At 52.1% G+C, this 19,680-nt stretch carries 20 protein-coding genes; 6 read left to right on the top strand and 14 right to left on the bottom strand.

Features of this window, described 5'->3' with window-relative positions; genetic code table 11:
• Positions 1 to 21 precede the first annotated feature (21 nt).
• The 8 genes from rseP to rpsB all read right to left on the bottom strand — a co-directional run bounded on the left by rseP (position 22) and on the right by rpsB (position 7,474).
• Positions 22 to 1,392, bottom strand: a complete 1,371-nt coding sequence (gene rseP, locus SAMA_RS06005; protein ID WP_011759262.1) for a sigma E protease regulator RseP — start codon at positions 1,390 to 1,392, stop codon at positions 22 to 24.
• A 24-nt stretch (positions 1,393 to 1,416) separates the two neighbouring features.
• Positions 1,417 to 2,604: a 1-deoxy-D-xylulose-5-phosphate reductoisomerase gene (gene ispC, locus SAMA_RS06000; RefSeq protein ID WP_011759261.1), complete on the bottom strand. Its 1,188-nt coding sequence runs from the start codon at positions 2,602 to 2,604 to the stop codon at positions 1,417 to 1,419.
• Positions 2,605 to 2,606: 2 nt separating this feature from the next.
• Positions 2,607 to 3,464 carry a phosphatidate cytidylyltransferase gene (locus tag SAMA_RS05995; protein ID WP_011759260.1) on the bottom strand — a complete coding sequence of 286 codons (858 nt, stop codon included), beginning with the start codon at positions 3,462 to 3,464 and terminating at the stop codon, positions 2,607 to 2,609.
• Between the two features lie 24 nt (positions 3,465 to 3,488).
• The gene (locus SAMA_RS05990; RefSeq protein ID WP_011759259.1) at positions 3,489 to 4,289 is read right to left on the bottom strand and encodes an isoprenyl transferase; all 801 of its coding nucleotides are present in this window, start codon (positions 4,287 to 4,289) and stop codon (positions 3,489 to 3,491) included.
• An 82-nt stretch (positions 4,290 to 4,371) separates the two neighbouring features.
• Entirely contained in the window at positions 4,372 to 4,929 is a 558-nt protein-coding gene (gene frr / locus SAMA_RS05985; protein WP_011759258.1) for a ribosome recycling factor, read from the bottom strand.
• Positions 4,930 to 4,972: 43 nt separating this feature from the next.
• A complete protein-coding gene (gene pyrH, locus SAMA_RS05980) occupies positions 4,973 to 5,698 on the bottom strand; it encodes a UMP kinase (protein ID WP_011759257.1) in 726 nt (241 codons plus the stop codon).
• A 68-nt stretch (positions 5,699 to 5,766) separates the two neighbouring features.
• Entirely contained in the window at positions 5,767 to 6,618 is an 852-nt protein-coding gene (gene tsf / locus SAMA_RS05975; protein ID WP_011759256.1) for a translation elongation factor Ts, read from the bottom strand.
• A 127-nt stretch (positions 6,619 to 6,745) separates the two neighbouring features.
• The gene (rpsB, locus tag SAMA_RS05970; protein WP_041410171.1) at positions 6,746 to 7,474 is read right to left on the bottom strand and encodes a 30S ribosomal protein S2; all 729 of its coding nucleotides are present in this window, start codon (positions 7,472 to 7,474) and stop codon (positions 6,746 to 6,748) included.
• 312 nt (positions 7,475 to 7,786) lie between these two features.
• Between rpsB and map the strand changes: the two genes are divergently transcribed.
• The 4 genes from map to SAMA_RS05950 all read left to right on the top strand — a co-directional run bounded on the left by map (position 7,787) and on the right by SAMA_RS05950 (position 12,629).
• Positions 7,787 to 8,587 (top strand): type I methionyl aminopeptidase, encoded by an 801-nt coding sequence (gene map, locus SAMA_RS05965; RefSeq protein WP_011759254.1) that lies wholly within the window; start codon positions 7,787 to 7,789, stop codon positions 8,585 to 8,587.
• Between the two features lie 8 nt (positions 8,588 to 8,595).
• Positions 8,596 to 11,166, top strand: coding sequence for a bifunctional uridylyltransferase/uridylyl-removing protein GlnD (gene glnD, locus SAMA_RS05960; RefSeq protein ID WP_011759253.1), 2,571 nt, complete (start codon positions 8,596 to 8,598; stop codon positions 11,164 to 11,166).
• Positions 11,167 to 11,192: 26 nt separating this feature from the next.
• On the top strand, positions 11,193 to 12,017 hold the full coding sequence (gene dapD / locus SAMA_RS05955; protein ID WP_011759252.1) for a 2,3,4,5-tetrahydropyridine-2,6-dicarboxylate N-succinyltransferase: 825 nt from the start codon (positions 11,193 to 11,195) through the stop codon (positions 12,015 to 12,017).
• A gap of 264 nt (positions 12,018 to 12,281) precedes the next feature.
• A complete protein-coding gene (locus SAMA_RS05950; protein ID WP_011759251.1) occupies positions 12,282 to 12,629 on the top strand; it encodes a DUF3718 domain-containing protein in 348 nt (115 codons plus the stop codon).
• A gap of 40 nt (positions 12,630 to 12,669) precedes the next feature.
• On the opposite strand, the gene purU is transcribed toward SAMA_RS05950, so the two are convergent.
• From purU to SAMA_RS05925, 6 genes are all read right to left on the bottom strand, one after another.
• Positions 12,670 to 13,515, bottom strand: coding sequence for a formyltetrahydrofolate deformylase (gene purU, locus SAMA_RS05945; protein ID WP_011759250.1), 846 nt, complete (start codon positions 13,513 to 13,515; stop codon positions 12,670 to 12,672).
• 159 nt (positions 13,516 to 13,674) lie between these two features.
• Positions 13,675 to 15,132, bottom strand: a complete 1,458-nt coding sequence (locus tag SAMA_RS05940; RefSeq protein WP_011759249.1) for a PTS transporter subunit EIIC — start codon at positions 15,130 to 15,132, stop codon at positions 13,675 to 13,677.
• Complete coding sequence (locus SAMA_RS05935; RefSeq protein WP_011759248.1) at positions 15,096 to 15,560, bottom strand: flavodoxin; 465 nt, start codon at positions 15,558 to 15,560, stop codon at positions 15,096 to 15,098. Before SAMA_RS05935 ends, SAMA_RS05940 begins: the two co-directional genes overlap by 37 nt.
• A 48-nt stretch (positions 15,561 to 15,608) precedes the next feature.
• Positions 15,609 to 15,941 (bottom strand): hypothetical protein, encoded by a 333-nt coding sequence (locus SAMA_RS19590; protein WP_157608310.1) that lies wholly within the window; start codon positions 15,939 to 15,941, stop codon positions 15,609 to 15,611.
• Positions 15,938 to 16,750 (bottom strand): tRNA pseudouridine(65) synthase TruC, encoded by an 813-nt coding sequence (gene truC, locus SAMA_RS05930; RefSeq protein ID WP_041409702.1) that lies wholly within the window; start codon positions 16,748 to 16,750, stop codon positions 15,938 to 15,940. Before truC ends, SAMA_RS19590 begins: the two co-directional genes overlap by 4 nt.
• Complete coding sequence (locus SAMA_RS05925; RefSeq protein ID WP_041409701.1) at positions 16,740 to 17,078, bottom strand: YqcC family protein; 339 nt, start codon at positions 17,076 to 17,078, stop codon at positions 16,740 to 16,742. Before SAMA_RS05925 ends, truC begins: the two co-directional genes overlap by 11 nt.
• A gap of 100 nt (positions 17,079 to 17,178) precedes the next feature.
• Here SAMA_RS05925 and SAMA_RS05920 point away from each other — a divergent pair, with 100 nt between their 5' ends.
• Positions 17,179 to 18,192, top strand: coding sequence for a DUF3549 family protein (locus SAMA_RS05920; RefSeq protein ID WP_011759245.1), 1,014 nt, complete (start codon positions 17,179 to 17,181; stop codon positions 18,190 to 18,192).
• Positions 18,189 to 18,578 (top strand): DUF3301 domain-containing protein, encoded by a 390-nt coding sequence (locus SAMA_RS05915; protein ID WP_011759244.1) that lies wholly within the window; start codon positions 18,189 to 18,191, stop codon positions 18,576 to 18,578. The genes SAMA_RS05920 and SAMA_RS05915 overlap by 4 nt, the downstream gene beginning before the upstream one ends.
• Positions 18,579 to 19,680 lie beyond the last annotated feature (1,102 nt).

The following is a 19,680-nucleotide window of genomic DNA, read 5'->3' as shown; positions in this document are numbered from 1 at the left end:
TGATTATTTGTCTGTCCTTGCTCAGAGTCGGGCAAAATCATTGAAAAGGGCGATACTCATCAACATTAGCAGCAAGGCTGCCCCAAATCTGAATCCTATTTCCTGTACCTTTTCGGGTACAGGCTTCCCGGTGATCACTTCCACAAAGTAATACAGCAAATGGCCCCCATCGAGCACGGGTAGAGGCAACAGGTTAATGATGCCCAGGTTCACGCTGATAAGAGCCAAAAATCCCAAAAAGTACACCAAGCCGTAGTTGGCGCTATTCCCGGCGCCCTGAGCGATTGAAATCGGACCGCTCAGATTCTTCACCGACACATCACCGGTAAAGAGTTTACCTATCATCTTTACGCTCACCACAGTCAACTGCCAGGTTTTGTCGGCAGCAACAGCCAGTGAGTCTAACACGCCATATTTCAACTGAATACGCATGGATTCGGGCAGTTCGCTGGCCTGAGGTGTAATACCAATCAAGCCGACCTCATTACCCTGGGCATCTTTGCCGGGTTTCGGAGTAGCGGTCAGTTGCTTTTGCTCGCCACCCCGTTTGATAGTGACTTGCAGCGGCTTGTTGGAAGATGCCTGAATTGTGGCCACGAACCATTCCCAACCGCCATAGCTGACGCCATTGATACCGACAATCTCATCACCGGCTTTGATACCTGCTTCATCTGCTGCGCTGCCTGGCGTCACGGCTGCCACTAAGGGCAACACCTGAGGCCTCAGCATACCCAGCCCAAGCGTGCTGATAGCCGACTCCTTTTCCGGGTCGAATTTCCAGTTGCGGGTATCCAGGGTATAGGTGCGCTCGTCACCGCTCTGCCCTTCCAGGCGAGCGAGCGGTGCCAGTGTCAGGCTCAGGCTGTCATCCCCGATATGGCCAACCAGGGCGAGATTAACCTCTTCCCAGTTGCGCACCTTCTGTCCTGAGACCGCAAGGATTTGCATGGGTTCCGTGACTGTGATGACTGACGCCGAAGAATTTTGATGGGTCGCATTAATCACCGGCTTTAACGAAGGCACGCCAATCAGGTACATGATGTAGAGCGCAAACACCGCAAAAATAAAATTTGCCACCGGGCCTGCTGCCACAATAGCGATGCGCTGCCAGACGTTTTTACGATTAAACGCCTGGGACTGGAGCGCTGCTGGCACTTCGTCAACACGCTCATCCAGCATTTTGACATAGCCACCGAGTGGGATCATGGCAATGACATACTCGGTACCGTCCTGGCCAACACGACGCCAGATGGGCTTACCAAAGCCGATGGAGAAACGTTCCACCTTCACGCCACAGCGCCGGGCAATATAAAAGTGTCCGTATTCGTGCGCAGTGATAAGCAAACCCAGCGCAACGATGAAAGATGCGGCATTCCAGAGGATGTCGTACATGTCTCTCCTTCGAGTATATTCCTATTAAACCCGGCTAATCAGTTGGTTCGCCAGTCGGCGCGCTTCCCAATCCAGCGCGAGTATGGCATCCAGTGAGTCCAGATGAGTCTTGGCTATCTTACCCAGACATTCGCCATTAATCACAGCGATATCGGTAAATCCAATCCGTCCGTCCAAAAACGCAGCCACAGCCACTTCGTTGGCGGCATTGAGCACTGTGGTAGCCTCCTGTCCTTGATGGCAAGCATCCATGGCGAGTTTCAGGCAAGGGAAACGGCTGTAATCGGGCTCACAAAAGCTTAAGTGTCCGACTTTGAAAAAGTCCAAAGGTTCCACACCGGCTGAAATTCGCTGCGGATACGCCATGGCATGGGCTATGGGTGTGCGCATATCCGGGTTACCCATTTGTGCGAGCACACTGCCATCACGGTACTGGACCATTGAGTGAATGACACTTTGCGGATGAATAACGACCTTGAGTTCGTCCCTGGCGGTGTTGAACAGCCAACGAGCCTCTATGAACTCCAGCCCCTTGTTCATCATGGTGGCTGAGTCTACTGAGATTTTCGGGCCCATGGACCAATTGGGATGTTTGCAGGCCTGGGCAGGCGTCATGGTGGCCAGGGTGTCCAGCGGAGATGTTAAAAAGGGGCCACCGGAGCCGGTCAGTAAGATGTGGGAAATACCGGCTGCGGATAAATCACAGTGACCGATTTCTCGCTGTACCTGCTCTGGCAGGCACTGGAATATCGCATTGTGTTCACTGTCCACCGGCAAGAGCTGGGCGCCGCTCTTTTTGGTTTCCTCCATAAAGAGCTCACCTGACATGACCAGCGCTTCTTTATTGGCAAGCAACACCCGCTTACCGGCACGAACCGCAGCGAGGGTCGGCAGAAGTCCCGCCGCGCCTACGATGGCAGCCATGACAGTATCTACCTCGGCGGCCGTCACAAGCCCAAGCAGCGCTTCATCACCGCTGGAAACCTCAATCCCAAGACCGGTCGGCAAAGCATCGGCCAGGCGTTTTGCCGCTGACTCATCCACCATGTGGGCGTAACGAGGGCGATGCTCAATGCAAAGGTCCCGCATCCGCTCCACGCTGGTTGCCGCCACCAAGGCAAACGCCCGATAACGCTCGGGGTTACGTTTGATGACATCCAGAGTACTTTTACCGATAGAGCCTGTGGCCCCAAGGATCACCAGATTTTGCATGATTACATCCAGAAGGCGATGTAGATAAGGGTAAAGACTGGCAACGCAGCTGTGAGGCTGTCGATGCGATCGAGCACCCCACCGTGGCCCGGCAATATGGTGCCAGAATCTTTAATGTTGGCTACCCGCTTGAACATACTCTCGGTTAAATCACCGAGCGCCGAAGCGAGCGCAGTAAAGAGGGTCACGGCAATCACCAACCCCAGCTCCTGCTGCGGTGACAGGCTCATCACAATAGCCACCACTATCATGGTAGTCAGCAAGCCGCCCACCAGGCCTTCCACCGTTTTGGCGGGGCTGACATTGGGCGCAAGCTTGGTGCGCCCCAGTGCCTTGCCAACAAAGTAAGCCCCCGAGTCAGCAGCCCACACCACCAACATCACCAGGAAAACCATTACGCCACCAAAGTAGGGTGAAGCATCGGTGCTCAGGGATTTAAGGGCAATGAGCGCTACAAAACACGGCAGCAGCGTCAGCTGACCAAACATGGATTTCAGCATATGGCTGCGTTGCCACAGACGAGCGCTTTTGGGATAGGTCACTACCAGTGCCATGGCGATGACCCACCAAAATCCGCCAAGCAGCGTCACAGCCAGAAAGATGGGGTGCAATTGCCCGGAGTGCCAGACCTCGGATGCGGGCACCAATATATTCAGGGCTACCAGCAAAATGCCCAGGGTCAGCGTAAAGCTCCATTGGGTCATCTGACAACCAGCATCAATAATGCGTCCCCACTCTTTTGCGGCAATTAAAAATACGCCCACCAGCGCCCAGGCAAAAATGGATGAAGGCAAATAGAAGATAGCGCCAAATACCAGTGGGATAAGCCAGATTGCTGTTATTATTCGTTGTTTTAGCAAAAAACGTCCCTCGTAAAAGATGACTTAAGCACGCAAGGCTTCGATTTGACTTCCGGTCAAACCAAAACGGCGCTGGCGGCTCGCAAATAAAGCGATAGCCTCTTTGAAACATTGCTCGTCGAAGTCCGGCCACAGGGTGTCAGTAAACACCAACTCAGCGTAGGCTGCCTGCCAGAGCACAAAATTGCTGATGCGGTAATCGCCACCAGTACGGATCATTAAATCAACTTCGCCCTGACTTTGCATGCATAAATGCTGACTTAAGGCCTCTTCGGTAAACTGACTGCTGTCGATTTCACCAGATGCCAGCTTTTGTGCCAGCTGCTGTGCTGCCTGGAGTATGTCCCAGCGCCCACCGTAATTGGCGGCAACGTTCAGAATAAGGCCTGTGTTTGCCGCCGTTTTTTCTTCGGCGTCGCGAATTTGCTGTTGCAGCCTGTCCGAAAAACGGCTGGTATCACCGATAATGTTCAACCTGACCCCATTTTTGCTGAGCAGCTTGATTTCCCGTTTCAGCACCGTGAAAAACAGTTCCATCAGCAAGCTGACTTCAGCATCGGGACGACGCCAGTTTTCACTGGAAAAGGCAAACAGGGTTAACGACTTGATGCCCAATTGGCTTGCCGTGCTCACAGCCCGGCGCACGGCCTTAACACCCGCCTTGTGCCCCATTACTCTGGGTTTGCCCTGTGCCTGTGCCCAACGGCCATTGCCATCCATAATGATGGCCACATGCTGGGGCAGAGACTGGTTGACCAACCCTGAGACATCACCGAGTTGAGCATCCAACGCCAAATCAGCGGCAATTTCCCTATTGGAAGACATCGATATACAACCCTATAAATAAACAAACGCCGTGTAGTATACCCCTACACGGCGTCTTAACTCTAGCTTGCTGACCGGAGGGTTAGACCTCCATCAACTCCGCTTCTTTGGCAGCCAGGAGCTCATCGATCTTCTTAATGTGCAGATCGGTGATTTTCTGAACTTCTTCTTCGGAACGACGTACGTCGTCTTCGGTGCACTCTTTCTCTTTTTCCAGCTGCTTGAAGCTGGAGTTGGCATCGCGGCGTACGTTACGAATGGCTACACGGCCCTGCTCGGCTTCGGCGCGAACTACTTTAACCAGGTCACGACGACGCTCTTCAGTCAGTGGTGGCAGCGGAATACGGATAGTCGCACCGGCAGACATTGGGTTCAGACCCAGGTCTGAGCTCATGATAGCTTTCTCTACGGCCTGGATGGCACTGCGGTCAAACACGTTCACCGCCAGGGTGCGTGAGTCTTCAATGGTCACGTTACCCACTTGCTTCAGAGGCGTCATGGAACCGTAGTAGTTTACCTGAATGGTATCCAGCAGACTTGGGTGGGCACGGCCAGTACGTACTTTAGCCATTTGGGCCTTGGTGGCCTCTACACACTTGCCCATGCGATCCTGAGCATCTTTCTTGATATCTTCAATCACGTTAAATGTCCTTTTCGGTCATTAATGTTCGCAAACTTGTCGCTTATTTTTTGATGATGGTGCCTTCACCTTCACCCATGATAACACGGCGCAGGGCACCGGGCTTGTTCATGTTGAATACCAAAATAGGCATATCATGGTCACGCGCCATGGTAAAGGCAGATAAGTCCATCACTTTCAATTCTTTATCGAGAACTTCGGCGTAAGAGAGTTCATCGTATTTGACGGCTTCCGGGTCCTTCATAGGATCGGCGGAGTAAACGCCATCAACTTTGGTGCCTTTTAGCACGACATCGGCTTCAATTTCAATGCCGCGCAGACAGGCCGCCGAGTCGGTGGTGCAGAAAGGATTACCGGTACCGGCAGCGAATATCACCACACGTCCGGACTTGAGCAGGCTGATAGCCTCGGCCCAATTATAATCGTCACACACCCCTTTCAAGGGAATGGCAGACATCAGACGGGCATTCACATAGGCACGGTGCAAGGCATCGCGCATTGCCAGACCATTCATCACGGTCGCCAGCATACCCATGTGGTCACCCACCACGCGGTTCATACCTGCCTTGGCAAGACCTTCTCCACGGAACAGGTTACCACCACCAATCACTACCCCGACCTGGATGCCCAGTTCTACCAGTTCTTTGATTTCCTGAGCCATACGATCCAGTACGCTGGGATCAATACCGAAGCCCTCAGAGCCCATCAGGGCCTCACCACTTAACTTAAGAAGAATGCGTCGAAATGCTGGTTTTGGATTGGTGCTCATGATTTTTATCCTGATTATAACAAGACCGCAGCGGCTGCTGCGGTCTTGGGGTACTTACCTAGCGGCGATTAGGCCTTTTGAGAAGCAGCGATTTGCTTGGCCACTTCGGCCGCGAAATCTTCTTCTTTCTTCTCGATACCTTCACCCACTTCCAGGCGGATGAAGTTAGCAACAGTAGCGCCTTTCTCTTTCAGGAATTCGCCAACAGTCTTCTTTGGCTCCATGATGAATGGCTGACCGGTCAGAGAAACCTCACCGGTGAACTTCTTCATACGGCCTTCAACCATCTTCTCGGCGATTTCTTTTGGCTTGCCTTCGTTGATGGCGATTTCAACCTGAACTTCACGCTCTTTGGCAACCACTTCAGCTGGTACGTCTTCTGGATTTACGTACTCAGGCTTGGATGCAGCAACGTGCATGGCCAGGTGCTTCAGAGTTTCTTCGTCAGCGGTACCGGTAACTACTACACCGATACGGTCGCCGTGGCGGTAAGCAGCCACGTTTTCACCGTCGATGTACTCAACGCGACGTACGTTGATGTTTTCACCGATTTTGGCAACCAGAGCAACACGAGCTTCTTCAAACTGTGCTTTCAGGTCTTCAACGGATACTTTACCGGCAGCAGCCACTTCCAGAACCTGGTTAGCGAAAGCCAGGAAGTTAGAATCTTTGGCTACGAAGTCAGTTTGGCAGTTAACTTCCAGCAGAGCAGTGAAACCAGCACCTTGCTTGATCAGGATGGTACCTTCAGCAGCGATGTTACCGGCTTTCTTGGCAGCTTTGGCAGCGCCACTCTTACGCATGTTATCGATAGCAAGCTCGATATCACCGTTAGTCTCTTCCAGAGCCTTTTTACAATCCATCATGCCGGCGCCAGTGCGCTCACGCAGTTCTTTAACCAGGGCAGCAGAAATTGCCATTGTTAAATTCCTCTTTGAGTTTCGGCAATCATTTGCCGAGTAAGCAGGTATAAAACAGGGGCCCACGGGCCCCTGTTAACCAATCATAGATCTTGGTTAATAAGGGAGATGAAGCTCATCAACCTTATTATTCGGCTTCAACGAAACCGTCTTGCTCAGCTTGTACAGCCAGATCCTGACCACGGCCAGCTTTGGCAGCAGTGGCAGCAGCTTCGGTGTACAGGCGGATAGCACGCATAGCGTCGTCGTTACCAGGAACGATGTAGTTCACGCCGTCTGGAGAAGCGTTGGTATCAACCACAGCAACTACTGGGATACCCAGGTTGTTGGCTTCTTTGATGGCGATGTGCTCGTGGTCGGCACCGATCACGAACAGAGCATCAGGCAGACCGCCCATGTTCTTGATACCACCCAGAGACTTCTCGAGCTTTTCCAGCTCGCGAGTGCGCATCAGGGCTTCTTTCTTGGTCAGCTTGTCGAAAGTACCGTCAACAGACTGGGTTTCCAGCTCTTTCAGACGCTTGATAGACTGACGAACGGTTTTCCAGTTGGTCAGCATACCGCCGAGCCAGCGGTGATCAACGTAGTACTGGTCACAAGAAACAGCAGCTTCTTTGATAGCTTCGCTGGCAGCGCGCTTGGTACCAACAAACAGGATTTTACCTTTCTTGGAAGCTACGTTGCTGATGAAAGCCAGAGCTTCGTTGAACATTGGTACAGTGTGCTCGAGGTTGATGATGTGTACACCGTTGCGGGCACCGAAGATGAATGGCTTCATCTTTGGGTTCCAGTAACGGGTCTGGTGACCGAAGTGAACACCGGCCTGGAGCATGTCGCGCATTGAAACTGTAGTCATTTTGAATACCTTAAAAAGTAAAAGGGGTTTGACCTCCACGCGTCCCATGAACTCGACCCCCGGCCTTTGACCGGAAGCACCCCGAGGCATGTGCCGACACGTGTGCGATTTAGTATTTACAGATTAGCCATGTATAATGGCCGCCATATTTCACTCACCACTGCCCGGGTCATCCCCATGCGGTGTTTTTGAGAGTCAAACATAACGGCGCGCTTTATACCATAAATCAGCCCGCAACACAAATTTTTGCGGGCTGATTTATGGCACGTCAGCGCCCCAATTCCCTGTGATACTAGGTGAGAAAACAACTGCATGAGTATAGTCATCAAGACCGCCGATGAGATAGAAAAAATGCGCGCCGCAGGTAAGCTGGCCGCAGATGTTCTTGAAATGATTGCGCCCTTTGTCAAGGCTGGCGTGACCACCAATGAACTCAACGATATTTGCGCCAAATACACCGAAGAACAGGGTGCCATTTCTGCGCCGCTCAACTACCACGGCTTTCCCAAGTCTATCTGTACTTCGGTCAATGAAGTTATCTGCCACGGCATCCCCTCAGATCAGCCACTGAAAGACGGCGATATCCTCAATATCGATATTACAGTCATCAAAGACGGTTACCACGGTGATACGTCCAAGATGTTTTTCATCGGTGAAGTATCTCCAAAAGACAAGCGCCTGTGCCGAATCGCACAGGAGAGCCTGTACGCAGCCATTCGCAAGGTTCGTCCCGGCATGAAGCTGGGTGAAATCGGCGCCACCATTGAAAAAGTGGTCAAGGGAGCCAAGACCGGCCTTGAGAAATACAGCATTGTCCGTGACTACTGCGGCCACGGCATTGGTGCCACTTTCCACGAAGAGCCTCAGGTCGTGCACTACAAAAACACCGACAACACGGTTCTTCGCCCCGGCATGTGCTTTACCATTGAACCGATGATCAACGCGGGTCGTCACCAGACTGTGCTCGACAAAGACGATGGCTGGACTGTGACCACCATCGATGGCAAAAACTCTGCCCAGTACGAACACACTCTCTTGGTAACCGAGACGGGTGTGGAAGTACTCACCCTGCGCAGCGAAGAAGATTTCCCACGCATAATCAATCACAAATAAGGCAATCCATGACGACGGCTCAGCAGGCCAAAGCCTCTTTGCAGGCGCTGAATCAGGAACTGGCGCTGGCCTTCGCGGCCCGTGAAGATGTTGTCGAACTGGTCAGGCGCCGCTGCCGGGTCGTCGATGAATTACTCCAAACCGCCTGGAGCCAACATGGTCTGGGCAATTACCCCATCGCCCTGGTTGCGGTGGGGGGGTATGGTCGTGGTGAGCTGCATCCCCACTCAGACATAGATCTGTTGATGTTAGTGGATGAAAAGCTCCCCAAAGAAGCCGAGTTTGTGCTCGGCTACTTTATTGCCTTCTTGTGGGACGCGGGCCTCGAGATTGGCCACAGCGTTCGCACCATTAAAGATACCCTTACCCTCGGCCGGGACGATATCACCATCGCCACCAACTTGTTGGAGGCACGCTTTCTCACCGGCACAGAGCCCCTGTTTGATGAGCTTTACGATGCCATCCGCACCCAGGATTTTTGGCCATCCAGCGACTTTTTTGTGGCCAAGCGGGATGAGCAGCAGGCCCGGCACACCAAGGCCAGCGCATTCGATTTAGAGCCCAACGTCAAGAGTTGCCCGGGTGGCCTTCGCGATATCCAAACCGTGGCCTGGGTCGCCATGCGTCACTTCAACGCCTCGCGTCTGGAGGAGTTGGTCGGACATGGTTTCCTTGAGCCCATAGAGCTTGAGGAGTTACTCGAGTGTCAGCAGTTTTTGTGGCAAATCCGCTTTGCCCTGCACATTGCCTCTGGACGTGACGAAAACCGCCTGCTCTTCGACCTGCAGCGCCAGGTCGCAGAACTTTTGGGATACGAAGACAAGACCCAGCTTGCCGTCGAACAGATGATGAAGCTCTACTACCGCACCGTTCGGCGGGTAATGGAGCTCAATGAAATGCTGCTGCAGCTTTTCAAACGCGCAACATTGGGCCACACCAAGGCATTGGAAATCGTCCCGATAAACGACAACTTTCAACGTCGTGGCAGCTTTATAGAGGCCCTCTCGGCCAATCCGTTTGTGAAGCCGGAAGACATCATGGGGCTGTTTCTGCTGATAGCCCGCAACTCCAATATCCGCGGTATCTACGCCCCTACCCTGCGCTCCATGCGCCAGGCCCGAAAAGCGCTCACCCAACCACTGATGGAATACGCAGAATGCCGTCAGGTATTCATGGAAATCCTGCGCCATCCACGGGGTATTTCGGCGTTTTCCCTGATGCACAAGCACGGCATTCTGTCTGCCTATTTGCCCGCCTGGCGCGCCATTGAAGGCCAGATGCAGTTCGATCTCTTTCACGCCTATACAGTGGATGAACACACCCACAGGCTGTTGCTCAATATCGAGCGCTTTTCGCAGCCTGAGCAAAAAGATGAGTTCCCCTTGGGGTCTGTGCTGATTAATCAGCTACCGAAAAAGGGGCTGCTGGTACTCGCGGCCATCTTCCATGACATTGCCAAGGGCCGTGGTGGCGATCACAGTAAACTCGGCGCCGTGGATGCGCTGGCGTTTTGTAAGTCCCATGGCCTGAACGATCATGACGGCCGCTTGGTGAGCTGGCTGGTTGAAAACCATCTGATGATGTCGGTAACAGCCCAAAGGCGGGATATTTCTGACCCCGATGTGGTAGCGGATTTTGCCGGTAAGGTGCGCGATGCGGTGCACTTGAGCTATCTCTACTGCCTGACGGTGGCTGATATCTGCGCCACCAACGAAAAAACCTGGAACAACTGGAAGGGCTCACTACTGAGGGATCTGTACTTTTCAACCCAAAGGGTTCTGGCACGGGGCAAAGAAAAACCGGTAGATATCCGCGCCCGGGTACGGGAATACCAGGCCAAGGCGAAAAAGGAGCTGCTACGTCGCGGCGTGAAGGAAAAAGAACTTGATGCCCTGTGGGCCAGGTTCAAAGCCGATTACTTTTTGCGCCATCAACCCAATCAAATCGCCTGGCATGCTGAGGGCATCCTTAAACACCGCCAGGATGAGCCGCTGGTGCTGATCTCTAAACACACAACCCGTGGCGGCACCGAGCTATTTGTTTACTGCCGCGACAAGCCCAAGCTGTTCGCCACCGTGATGGCGGTATTGGACAACAAAAACATCAATGTCCACGATGCGACTGTAATGACCTCCAAGGATAACTATGCCCTGGACAGCTTTGTGATTCTTGAGCAGGATGGCGAACCCCTGATGCAGCTGTCGCGTATCCAGAGCATTCGCAAGGGGCTTGAAAAGGCACTTGCCAGTGAAAACCCCAGACCGACAAAGTTCCGTAAGCTTTCCCGCAAGATGAAACCTTTTAACGTACCAACACAGGTCAGTTTTCTGCCGGGTAGCCGTCATGGTACAAGTATGATGGAACTTATCGCTCTGGATATGCCCGGTCTGCTCGCAAGAGTGGGTGACATCTTCTATCGCTGTGAGATAACCTTGCTGGCAGCAAAAATCACCACTATCGGTGAGCGGGCTGAAGACTTTTTCGTACTGCAAACCAATGACGGTCAAGCCCTCAGTGACGAGGAACAGCGACGGCTTAAAGAGGCACTGGTCAGTGCCCTGTCCCAGACAATTTTTTAACACCTTATCAAAACGGGAGAACCCACATGGAGGCTTTACGCCAGCGTATCGAGGCGGCTTTTGAAGCTCGCGCAAACATCACCCCAAGCAGTGTCGAGCCAGGCGTGCGTGCCGATGTTGAGACAGTGATCAACATGCTCGACAAGGGCGAAATGCGCGTGGCCGAGAAAATTGACGGCCAGTGGCATGTTAACCAATGGCTGAAAAAGGCCGTACTGCTGTCGTTCCGCATTTTTGACAATGGCGTTATCGAAGGCGGCGAAACCAAGTACTTCGATAAGGTACCCATGAAGTTTGCTGATTACGACGAAGCACGTTTCCGCGCCGAAGCCATCCGGGTTGTGCCTCCTGCTGCCGTGCGTAAAGGCTCGTTTATCGGTAAAAACACCGTGCTGATGCCATCTTACGTGAACCTCGGGGCCTATGTTGACGAAGGTACCATGGTTGACACCTGGGCGACCGTGGGCTCCTGTGCGCAAATTGGTAAAAACGTGCACCTGTCTGGTGGCGTCGGCATCGGCGGCGTACTCGAACCGTTGCAGGCTGGCCCCACCATCATTGAAGACAACTGCTTCATCGGTGCCCGCTCTGAAATCGTAGAAGGCGTGGTGGTAGAAGAAGGCTCTGTGATCTCCATGGGCGTTTACATTGGCCAGAGCACCCGCATTTACGACCGTGAAACCGGTGAAATCCATTACGGTCGCGTTCCGGCCGGCTCAGTAGTAGTATCAGGTACCCTGCCTTCGTCATGCGGTAAGTACAACCTCTACGCCGCCATCATTGTGAAGAAGGTCGATGAAAAGACCCGCGGCAAAGTCGGTATCAATGAACTGCTGCGTATCGTCGATTAAATAGTACACAATATAAAAAAGCAGACTCAGGTCTGCTTTTTTATTGTCTGAACTTATCCACCGCAATGTAATGGCGGTGCATTACACCAATCAATTTTCAAACACTTGCCAAGCTGCATGCAAAAGTATCCCCCGCCAGGCTCCATGGGACATACAGCACGGTGGATAGTCACAAATTCATACAGAATGACATACTTTATGTGTCGATTTTGTGTAAGGAGAGAGCTGTAATCTAGGGGTGTCTGTACAACGAGGAGAGTACAAATGAAGATACAACACGCTTTTGCCGCACTGACTTTAGGATGCCTGAGTTTGGGTGCAACCGCCGCCATGAGCCCCGATGTGGAAAACAAACTGATTGCAGTATGTAAAACCGGATTGAGTGACAGCCAGGTGCAATTCCTTTCGACCATGAAAGAACACCGCATTAACGAAACCCGGGTGTTCCCTCGCTTGGTTTGCAACGGTGAAACCTTCTATGACTTCGCCGTATCCAACGGGTCAAACCGCACGGCCGAGCGCATTGCCCGCTACCTGCCAGGTAAAGTAACCATCAAAGATTTGGCCATGAATCACGCCGATGAAATGCTTTATGTAGAGTTCGACAAGTAGCACAAAAAGGCGCCGAGGCGCCTTTTTGGTGGGTGCTGTGTTAAAACACCACGGTCTTGTTACCGTAAACCACGACCTTATCGGCCAGTACCAAACCCAGCGCCCGGCTCAGCACCGATTTCTCCACATCCCGTCCAGCCCTTGCCATCTCTGCTGCACTGTAATTGTGATCAACGTGAATGACATCCTGTTTGATGATAGGACCTTCATCCAGGCAATTATTCACAAAGTGAGCCGTAGCCCCGATTATCTTCACGCCGCGCTCCCAAGCCTGTCGGTAGGGATTGGCACCAATAAAGGCTGGCAAAAACGAGTGATGAATATTGATGATGCGATTGGGATATCGCGCAACAAATTCCGGTGTCAGAATGCGCATAAACTTGGCCAGCACCAGATAATCGGGCCCATAGGGCGCAATGACCTCAGCCAGCGCCGCTTCATGCTGATGTCTGTCCAGCCCTTCGTGGCTGACATAATGAAAAGGAATATCAAACTTTTCCGTGAGTGGCCTGAGTTTATCGTAATTACCCACGACTGCAGCAATATCCACATCCAGAGCGCCATAATAAGCCTTCATCAATAAATCACCCAGACAGTGAGCTTCCTTGGTCACCAACACCACCACTCTTTTACGCCCGGCCGGTTTAAGGTTGGTGTGATGGTGTGCGGGCAGCACCTCATCGAGCGCGCCGAGCAAACCCGCCTCATCTACCAGGCCTTCCAGCTCGGTACGCATAAAAAAGCGCCCCTCGGTATTATCAACAAACTCGTCGTTTTTGATGATGTTGAGGCCATTTTCAAAACACACACCTGTGATTTTGGCGATAAGGCCCTTGGCATCGGCACAATCGGTTATCAATACCCGGCGATCTGATGGTTGCAACACACACTTCCCCTATTCGTTGTATTTTGGGCAGCATGCCACAGGCACAGTATTAATAGCGAATTACCCTGATTTTTATCAGATATCAGAGAAACATGGGGAGATAGACAAGAAGAAACGTAAAAAATTGGCCGTAAATTTCAAGATCCCACAACAGACGGCTTAACTACGTGTATCCAGGTAACGCTGCAGCAGCTTTCTTAAGGTCTCGGCCTTGGTACCAAACACCAGCTGAACACCACTGCCCACCACTATCACGCCTTTGGCACCCAATGACATTAACCTTTGTCTGTCTACCTGGGAAGGATCGGCGACACTTATCCGCAGACGGGTCAGGCAAGCTGATAAATCAGCAATGTTTCCGCCGCCGCCCAGCGCAGAGACGATGGCAATCAAATTACGTTTCTGTCCTGTATCGGCTTCAAAGCGGCCGGGGGTTTTCAGGTTAAACGCCAGAATACTGGCCCGGAAAAGAATGTAATAAATCACAAATGTCAGCGGCCCCAGGAACCAAATCCAATGGGTATTACTCGATTGCGGAAACAGGAGCACGAAATCCACCAATCCGTGGGAAAACACCACACTGTGGTGCATATCAAGCAAAATGGCGATGCTGTAAGCGAGACCCGTCAGCAGGGCATGACACAAGTACAAGAGTGGTGCCACAAACAAAAAAGCGAACTCAATCGGCTCTGTCACACCGGTCAGCCAACTGGCAGTCGCGGCAGATAACATGACCCCGGCAACCCGGTTACGTTGATTTCTATCCGCGCAGCGCCATATGGCCAGTGCCGCCGCAGGCAGCCCCCACATTTTAATCAGGTAACCACCGGCAAGGTTCCCCGCAGAAGGATCGCCAGCAAAATATCTCGCCATCTCCCCCCGTACAATTTCGCCATCGTGGGCATATTGACCCACTTCCAGATAAAAAGGCGCATTCCAGATGTGGTGCAGCCCAAGCGGCAACAACAACCGTTCGACCATACCGTAAAATCCGAAGGCAATCGCAGGTTCCTGATACACGGCCCAGTCAGATAAACGCTCAATGGATAAGGCAAGTGGCGGCCAGATAAACGCCAGCATTACAGCGAGCAACATCACCAGGGGGATCATTATCAGCGGGGCGCTGCGTCTGCCTTCAAAAAACGAAAACACGGCAGGCAGCCTGAGCTTTTCACTGAGCCGCACCGCAACGCAGGTAATCCCCCCCACTAACATGCCGCCGGCTATGCCGGTATCTATGGTGGGCGTACCCCACACTATGTGAGACGGCAAATGATAAACCTTGGCCGCTGCTGCCAGAGTAGACAGCAGCACACCGTAGCCAAAGGCAGCAGAGAAGGCGGCAATTCCCTGATCGCGGCAGAAACCAATAGCGACCGCGATGGCAAACAGCATGGGCATAATGTCGAAGATGAGCTTGCCCACACTCAACATCAACACATTGGCCACATCTGGAATAAAGGGCAAGGGATTAGTAGCAATCCCTATCATGACGCCCGCTGCCGGGAGTATGGCAATGGGGATCAGCAGCGTTTGCGACAGCCGCTGGGCAAACCTGAACCAGTGTCGGTTCAGGCGGGTTAGTCGTTCAGGCCGTGCTGAACTTGCTGGTGCCATTGCGTCAGCCACGTTTTGGCCTCTAATTCCGGTTCCATGGTTTCCATTGCATCAATGCGCAGCAGCGGCAAGACCCGTTTGGCCCCCAGCTCAGTAAAGAGTGCATCCAGCTTTTCGCCGGCACCACAAAACTCGCTGTAGCTGGAATCCCCAAGGCCAATGACGCTGTAATGAAGACCGGGTAAATAGGGTGCAGTTGATTGGATGCGGTAGTACCAGGACTGGATGTCTTCCGGTAAATCACCACTGCCAGTGGTGGACGACACCAGAATCAATAGTCCTTCATTACTGGGAGTGAAGTCGTTCAGCTCATGGGATTGCCATAGCCGAACGCTATATCCCAAGTCTGCGAGTTCATCTGCCAGGGTTTCAGCCACAAACTGCGCGCTGCCATAAACAGTGCCAAATGCCAGGTCAACGTGTTTCATTTCGGGGTAACTCTCCCGGTTTAATTTAAAATAATCAGTAATATGGACTCAAACATACGCGAAAGGACCAACCACAGGCAAGTCGTCATATTCATTGGCGGTTTTTCCGCTATTCGTGCTACCTTGTAAAGGGTTCTGCTTCAAGCCCTTTTCGGGGAAGGACAGATTTGAAGCACAGATAACCATGGACGGATGCTCATTTACGGGAAGCACGCAATGCAACCGAGCTGCCGCAAGAAACAGCACAAAGCCTGTCAGCACAGGCGAAGCCGTTACTTTCAAAGTCAAAAAATCTGGCCCGATGTTCCCCATACTCAAGTGGCAGGTTTTGTTAGCCTTGCCGAAATCAAAGCAAGGCTGAAACAAACAGGCTGATTTCACGCAATAAGCATGGATGGCGATAACGCCAGCGTCTCCTCGTCCCATCCAAGCCCGGAAAACACGTCAAGCCATTCAGGCTCCAATTCAGTTTCAATGGCGATTGGCGCCCCCGTCAGTGGGTGCGTCAGCTCAAGTCGTTTGGCAATCAGCCACAAACGATTGACTCCAAAGTGCTCTCGGAAAAAGCGGTTTTGCTTGCCATCGCCATGGGTTGTATCACCCACAATAGGATGGCGCAGATGCGCCATATGCCTGCGCAGCTGATGTTTGCGTCCCGTTTGGGGCTGCAGATGCATCAGGGCAAAACGGCTGCTTGGATAACGCCCTGATGAATACGGAATTTCACTATTGAGCAGTGGCCGGTAAGCAGTAATCGCCTCTTGGGCGGGCTTATCGGGGTCAACGTCTTTGTCGGCAAGCTCGTCCAGCTCTTCTTTGAGAGCGTAATCAAGCACGCCTGCGTCAAACATATTGCCGCGTACCAGTGCCAGATAGTGTTTGCGGATGCTATGGCTGGCAAACTGACCACAAAGGCTATTGGCCACCTCGCTGGATTTGGCAAAGAGCAATACGCCCGATGTGGGCCGGTCAAGGCGGTGAACCGGAAATACATGACAACCCACCAGATCACGTGTCAGCTGCATCGCAAACCAATGTTCTTTTCGTGCAAGATATGTACGATGCACAAGCAGCCCTGCAGGCTTATGAATGGCCACCATGGCCTCATCCTCGTAGAGGATTTCAATGGCAGGCGCCGTGTCGGCAAATGCCAACTCAAAAGTACCGGCCTGTACTGTTTCATTTTCCATTAACGGCATCATCCAGATTGGCAAGGATAATCAACAGAGCGTCTTTGTCTGCGTGAGTGCCCCAAACATGCAGGGCCATAGGCAATATGGACATTGCAGCCGGGAGTGGTTGTCTTGTCTCCAGAAGCACACGAAACCGTGGCAAAAAAATAAACTGCAACCACTCTTCAAAAGCCAATAAGTCACAACCGAATGGGGCCTGACTGGCCAAGGCTTGTGCCGTTGGCATCTCATCCCGCCACAGCAGCGCGGCTTTGAGCGCTTGCTCCAGTTCATCGAGCAGCGAAATTAGCTTGGTGTCGGATTTGGGTAAACTGGCAGTAGACATCGGAAAGACTCTGCTGAAAAAGGGCAATTGTACCATCTTGCGCCACTTAACCCTATAATGGCGCCCCATCGGAACACTCTCTTTTACAGGCCGCTTTCAGATGGCAGAAATCACCAGCATCAGTCAATTTCTTTCCACCGCCAAGACCCAGTTTCAGGTGTACGATCTGGGGCGCCGTGTGCAACATATCGATGCCATGGCATTTGCCCAAATTGAAGCATTGCAGGCCCCTTATCCCTATCCCATCCAGGGACACGCCAAAATGGCACTGGTATTTTGGGATGCCAGCGAACAACACTTCGTGTGGTTTATCAGTCTGCCATTGGATGAGCGGGGTCTGCTGAGCCCCGCACCACGCAGTCACTTCATTCAAATGATTTTGGAGGCTCTGGGCCAGGATTTGACCCGGACGCTGAGCGAAGATGAACAGCAGAAAATGGCCAATCATCCGTTCAGCTTTAAACCCACACAGGAGAAACTGGCGGTATTTAATGCCCTGGTGCGCCGTCATCTCGGACGTTCGGCTTCCAGTCAGTATGAATTTGCTGCTCAGTATTTATCGGGCCAGCTACCGGCAGAGTCCTGGCCGAATGTGGGGTTTCAGGGGCTGGCTGACATCTGTGTCAGACTCGGTGAGCTGGACCATGCAGCCATGGTGGCCCGTGCCCTTAAAAATGCACCAATGGAAGTTCAAATAGCACTGTGTCAGTGCCTTGAGCATGTGCTGGTATCGGATGAAGTAAAAGACGCACTCTTGGCGGGGCTGGAAGAACACAGGGATGCACGCCTCATCTACTTTTTAAGGGCCTTGGGCAGCCAGTCTGATGCCTCTGTGCGAGCCATCGCGTCTCTGGCAGAGAAACGACTGCTCACCGAAGAGGTGTTGATCTGCATCGCCGGTCGGAACTGGTTGGCGCTGCGGGATGATGTGTGTCGCAAAAACTTCCTGGAAGCACTGGCGTTGATGCCGCAAGACTTTTTCAATCAAGTCTTTGCTGATATTGTGGCTATCCCGGCACTGCGCACGTCCATGTTGATGGCTATCCGGGATCCGAATCGCAGCGATGCCCTGTCTCTGGCCATCGGCGGACTGTTCAAGGCGACCAAATCATGATGACCGACTTGCTTTTACTCCTTGGCGTTGCTCTGATTGCAGCGTTTTTCTGGCAATTGAGACAAATGGCGGAAATTGCCCGCATGTTCGCCGAAAAAGAAGCCAAGCGCCAAAACGTGCAATTACTGGCAATTGCCCAGCTCAGCGCGAAACCGACCTTGGGTGCCAGTACCGGAATAGGCTGGAAAGCAAGTTATCTGTTTGAATTCTCAACCGATGGCATCAATCAATATCGGGGCCATATCCATATGCTGGGCAAGAAAATCCAGAAAATTGAATGGCCGATTTTTCCCGAACCTGAATGGCATCAGGCGCCTACAGCAAGGGGCTCATTGGGTGGGGGCTGCGGCAGCAAAAGTAATTGTAGTTCTGGAAGCTGTCGCTGAGTGTAAGCCTTAAGCCTCGTGAATGCCGCGAGTTCCACAGGGGAAACAACCCTCATCGGAATGTCAGTCAGAATGTCGTTCGCAGGTTAAATCGAATAGCGCATCGAAAGCGGGCACTGGCCCGCTTTCTTTTTAGTGCCATGAATGGCGACTGACAAGACACGGATACAAGCAATCAGTTCTGGATAAGAGCTCGTTAACCAACACAAAGCGTTGCGGTTTACACAGCGTTGCCTTCAATTGACCACGCTACTTGCTTTTAGCTTTTAGCTTTTAGCTTTTAGCTTTTAGCTTTTAGCTTTTAGCTTTTAGCTTTTAGCTTTTAGCTTTTAGCTTTTAGCTTTTAGCTTTTAGCTTTTAGCTTTTAGCTTTTAGCTTTTAGCTTTTAGCTTTTAGCTCAGCTCTCGTGGCGTAAGTCATTGTAGCGTATTCTGCATCAGTGCGCTTGGTTGACATCATCGTAAGACAGGGTTAAGCCGAGAAGTTGAGAAGTTGAGAAGTTGATGGAAAGCTGTTTCCAACCTGTCCGCACCTGATTAAAAACAAAACACACCGGCTTAAAATAAGAAAGGGTGCGGCCCTTTCGAACCGCACCCATCTGTTTCCCTGTTAAGCCATCCAGCTATTATTGTGCTCCCTGCACCATCCATGCGTATGCGTTGCTTCCTGCGTCGTCCTTGGCTTTCCTTTGCTTGTCCCTGTACTTGCGTACTTTCCATCTCACTCGGTTATCCCTTGACCGAGCCTGCTCCATCCGTGAGCGTGTCCTGATTTCATCCCTGACGAGTATCCATACTCAACCATCCTTGTTTTGCGCCATCCGGGGCACTCAAACTTTCCTTCCTGGAGAGCTCTGGCGTCCTTTGCCGCTATTCCAACATCCTGTTGGCACATCCTGTATACGTCCTTGTCCGATACATCCTGCATCGGTGCTCCGTTCCTGGAGACTTTCCTGTCATCGTCCTGATTTGGCATCCTTTGCCAGCATCATTCCCTCGACAATTTGAATTTTACTGATTGCTGCGGGTTAAGGGTGGGGTTTACACGAATGTGATAACTGCCGCAAAAATGTCACACAAAAAAATCAAACCTACTTCCATGT

The organism is Shewanella amazonensis SB2B (assembly GCF_000015245.1).
Lineage (GTDB): Bacteria > Pseudomonadota > Gammaproteobacteria > Enterobacterales > Shewanellaceae > Shewanella > Shewanella amazonensis.
Note: the sequence above shows the minus strand (reverse complement) of the source record. Positions and strands in the feature narration are given on the sequence as shown.

What these genes read in the sequence shown, in the direction of transcription:
- rseP (WP_011759262.1), bottom strand. Translation starts at nt 1,392, where the DNA reads ATGTACGACATCCTCTGGAATGCCGCATCTTTCATCGTTGCGCTGGGT.
- ispC (WP_011759261.1), bottom strand. Translation starts at nt 2,604, where the DNA reads ATGCAAAATCTGGTGATCCTTGGGGCCACAGGCTCTATCGGTAAAAGT.
- SAMA_RS05920 (WP_011759245.1), top strand. Translation starts at nt 17,179, where the DNA reads ATGGCAGAAATCACCAGCATCAGTCAATTTCTTTCCACCGCCAAGACC.
- pyrH (WP_011759257.1), bottom strand. Translation starts at nt 5,698, where the DNA reads ATGAGCACCAATCCAAAACCAGCATTTCGACGCATTCTTCTTAAGTTA.
- SAMA_RS05950 (WP_011759251.1), top strand. Translation starts at nt 12,282, where the DNA reads ATGAAGATACAACACGCTTTTGCCGCACTGACTTTAGGATGCCTGAGT.
- SAMA_RS05915 (WP_011759244.1), top strand. Translation starts at nt 18,189, where the DNA reads ATGATGACCGACTTGCTTTTACTCCTTGGCGTTGCTCTGATTGCAGCG.
- glnD (WP_011759253.1), top strand. Translation starts at nt 8,596, where the DNA reads ATGACGACGGCTCAGCAGGCCAAAGCCTCTTTGCAGGCGCTGAATCAG.
- SAMA_RS05935 (WP_011759248.1), bottom strand. Translation starts at nt 15,560, where the DNA reads ATGAAACACGTTGACCTGGCATTTGGCACTGTTTATGGCAGCGCGCAG.
- map (WP_011759254.1), top strand. Translation starts at nt 7,787, where the DNA reads ATGAGTATAGTCATCAAGACCGCCGATGAGATAGAAAAAATGCGCGCC.
- rpsB (WP_041410171.1), bottom strand. Translation starts at nt 7,474, where the DNA reads ATGACTACAGTTTCAATGCGCGACATGCTCCAGGCCGGTGTTCACTTC.
- dapD (WP_011759252.1), top strand. Translation starts at nt 11,193, where the DNA reads ATGGAGGCTTTACGCCAGCGTATCGAGGCGGCTTTTGAAGCTCGCGCA.
- tsf (WP_011759256.1), bottom strand. Translation starts at nt 6,618, where the DNA reads ATGGCAATTTCTGCTGCCCTGGTTAAAGAACTGCGTGAGCGCACTGGC.
- SAMA_RS05940 (WP_011759249.1), bottom strand. Translation starts at nt 15,132, where the DNA reads ATGGCACCAGCAAGTTCAGCACGGCCTGAACGACTAACCCGCCTGAAC.
- SAMA_RS05925 (WP_041409701.1), bottom strand. Translation starts at nt 17,078, where the DNA reads ATGTCTACTGCCAGTTTACCCAAATCCGACACCAAGCTAATTTCGCTG.
- truC (WP_041409702.1), bottom strand. Translation starts at nt 16,750, where the DNA reads ATGGAAAATGAAACAGTACAGGCCGGTACTTTTGAGTTGGCATTTGCC.
- SAMA_RS05990 (WP_011759259.1), bottom strand. Translation starts at nt 4,289, where the DNA reads ATGTCTTCCAATAGGGAAATTGCCGCTGATTTGGCGTTGGATGCTCAA.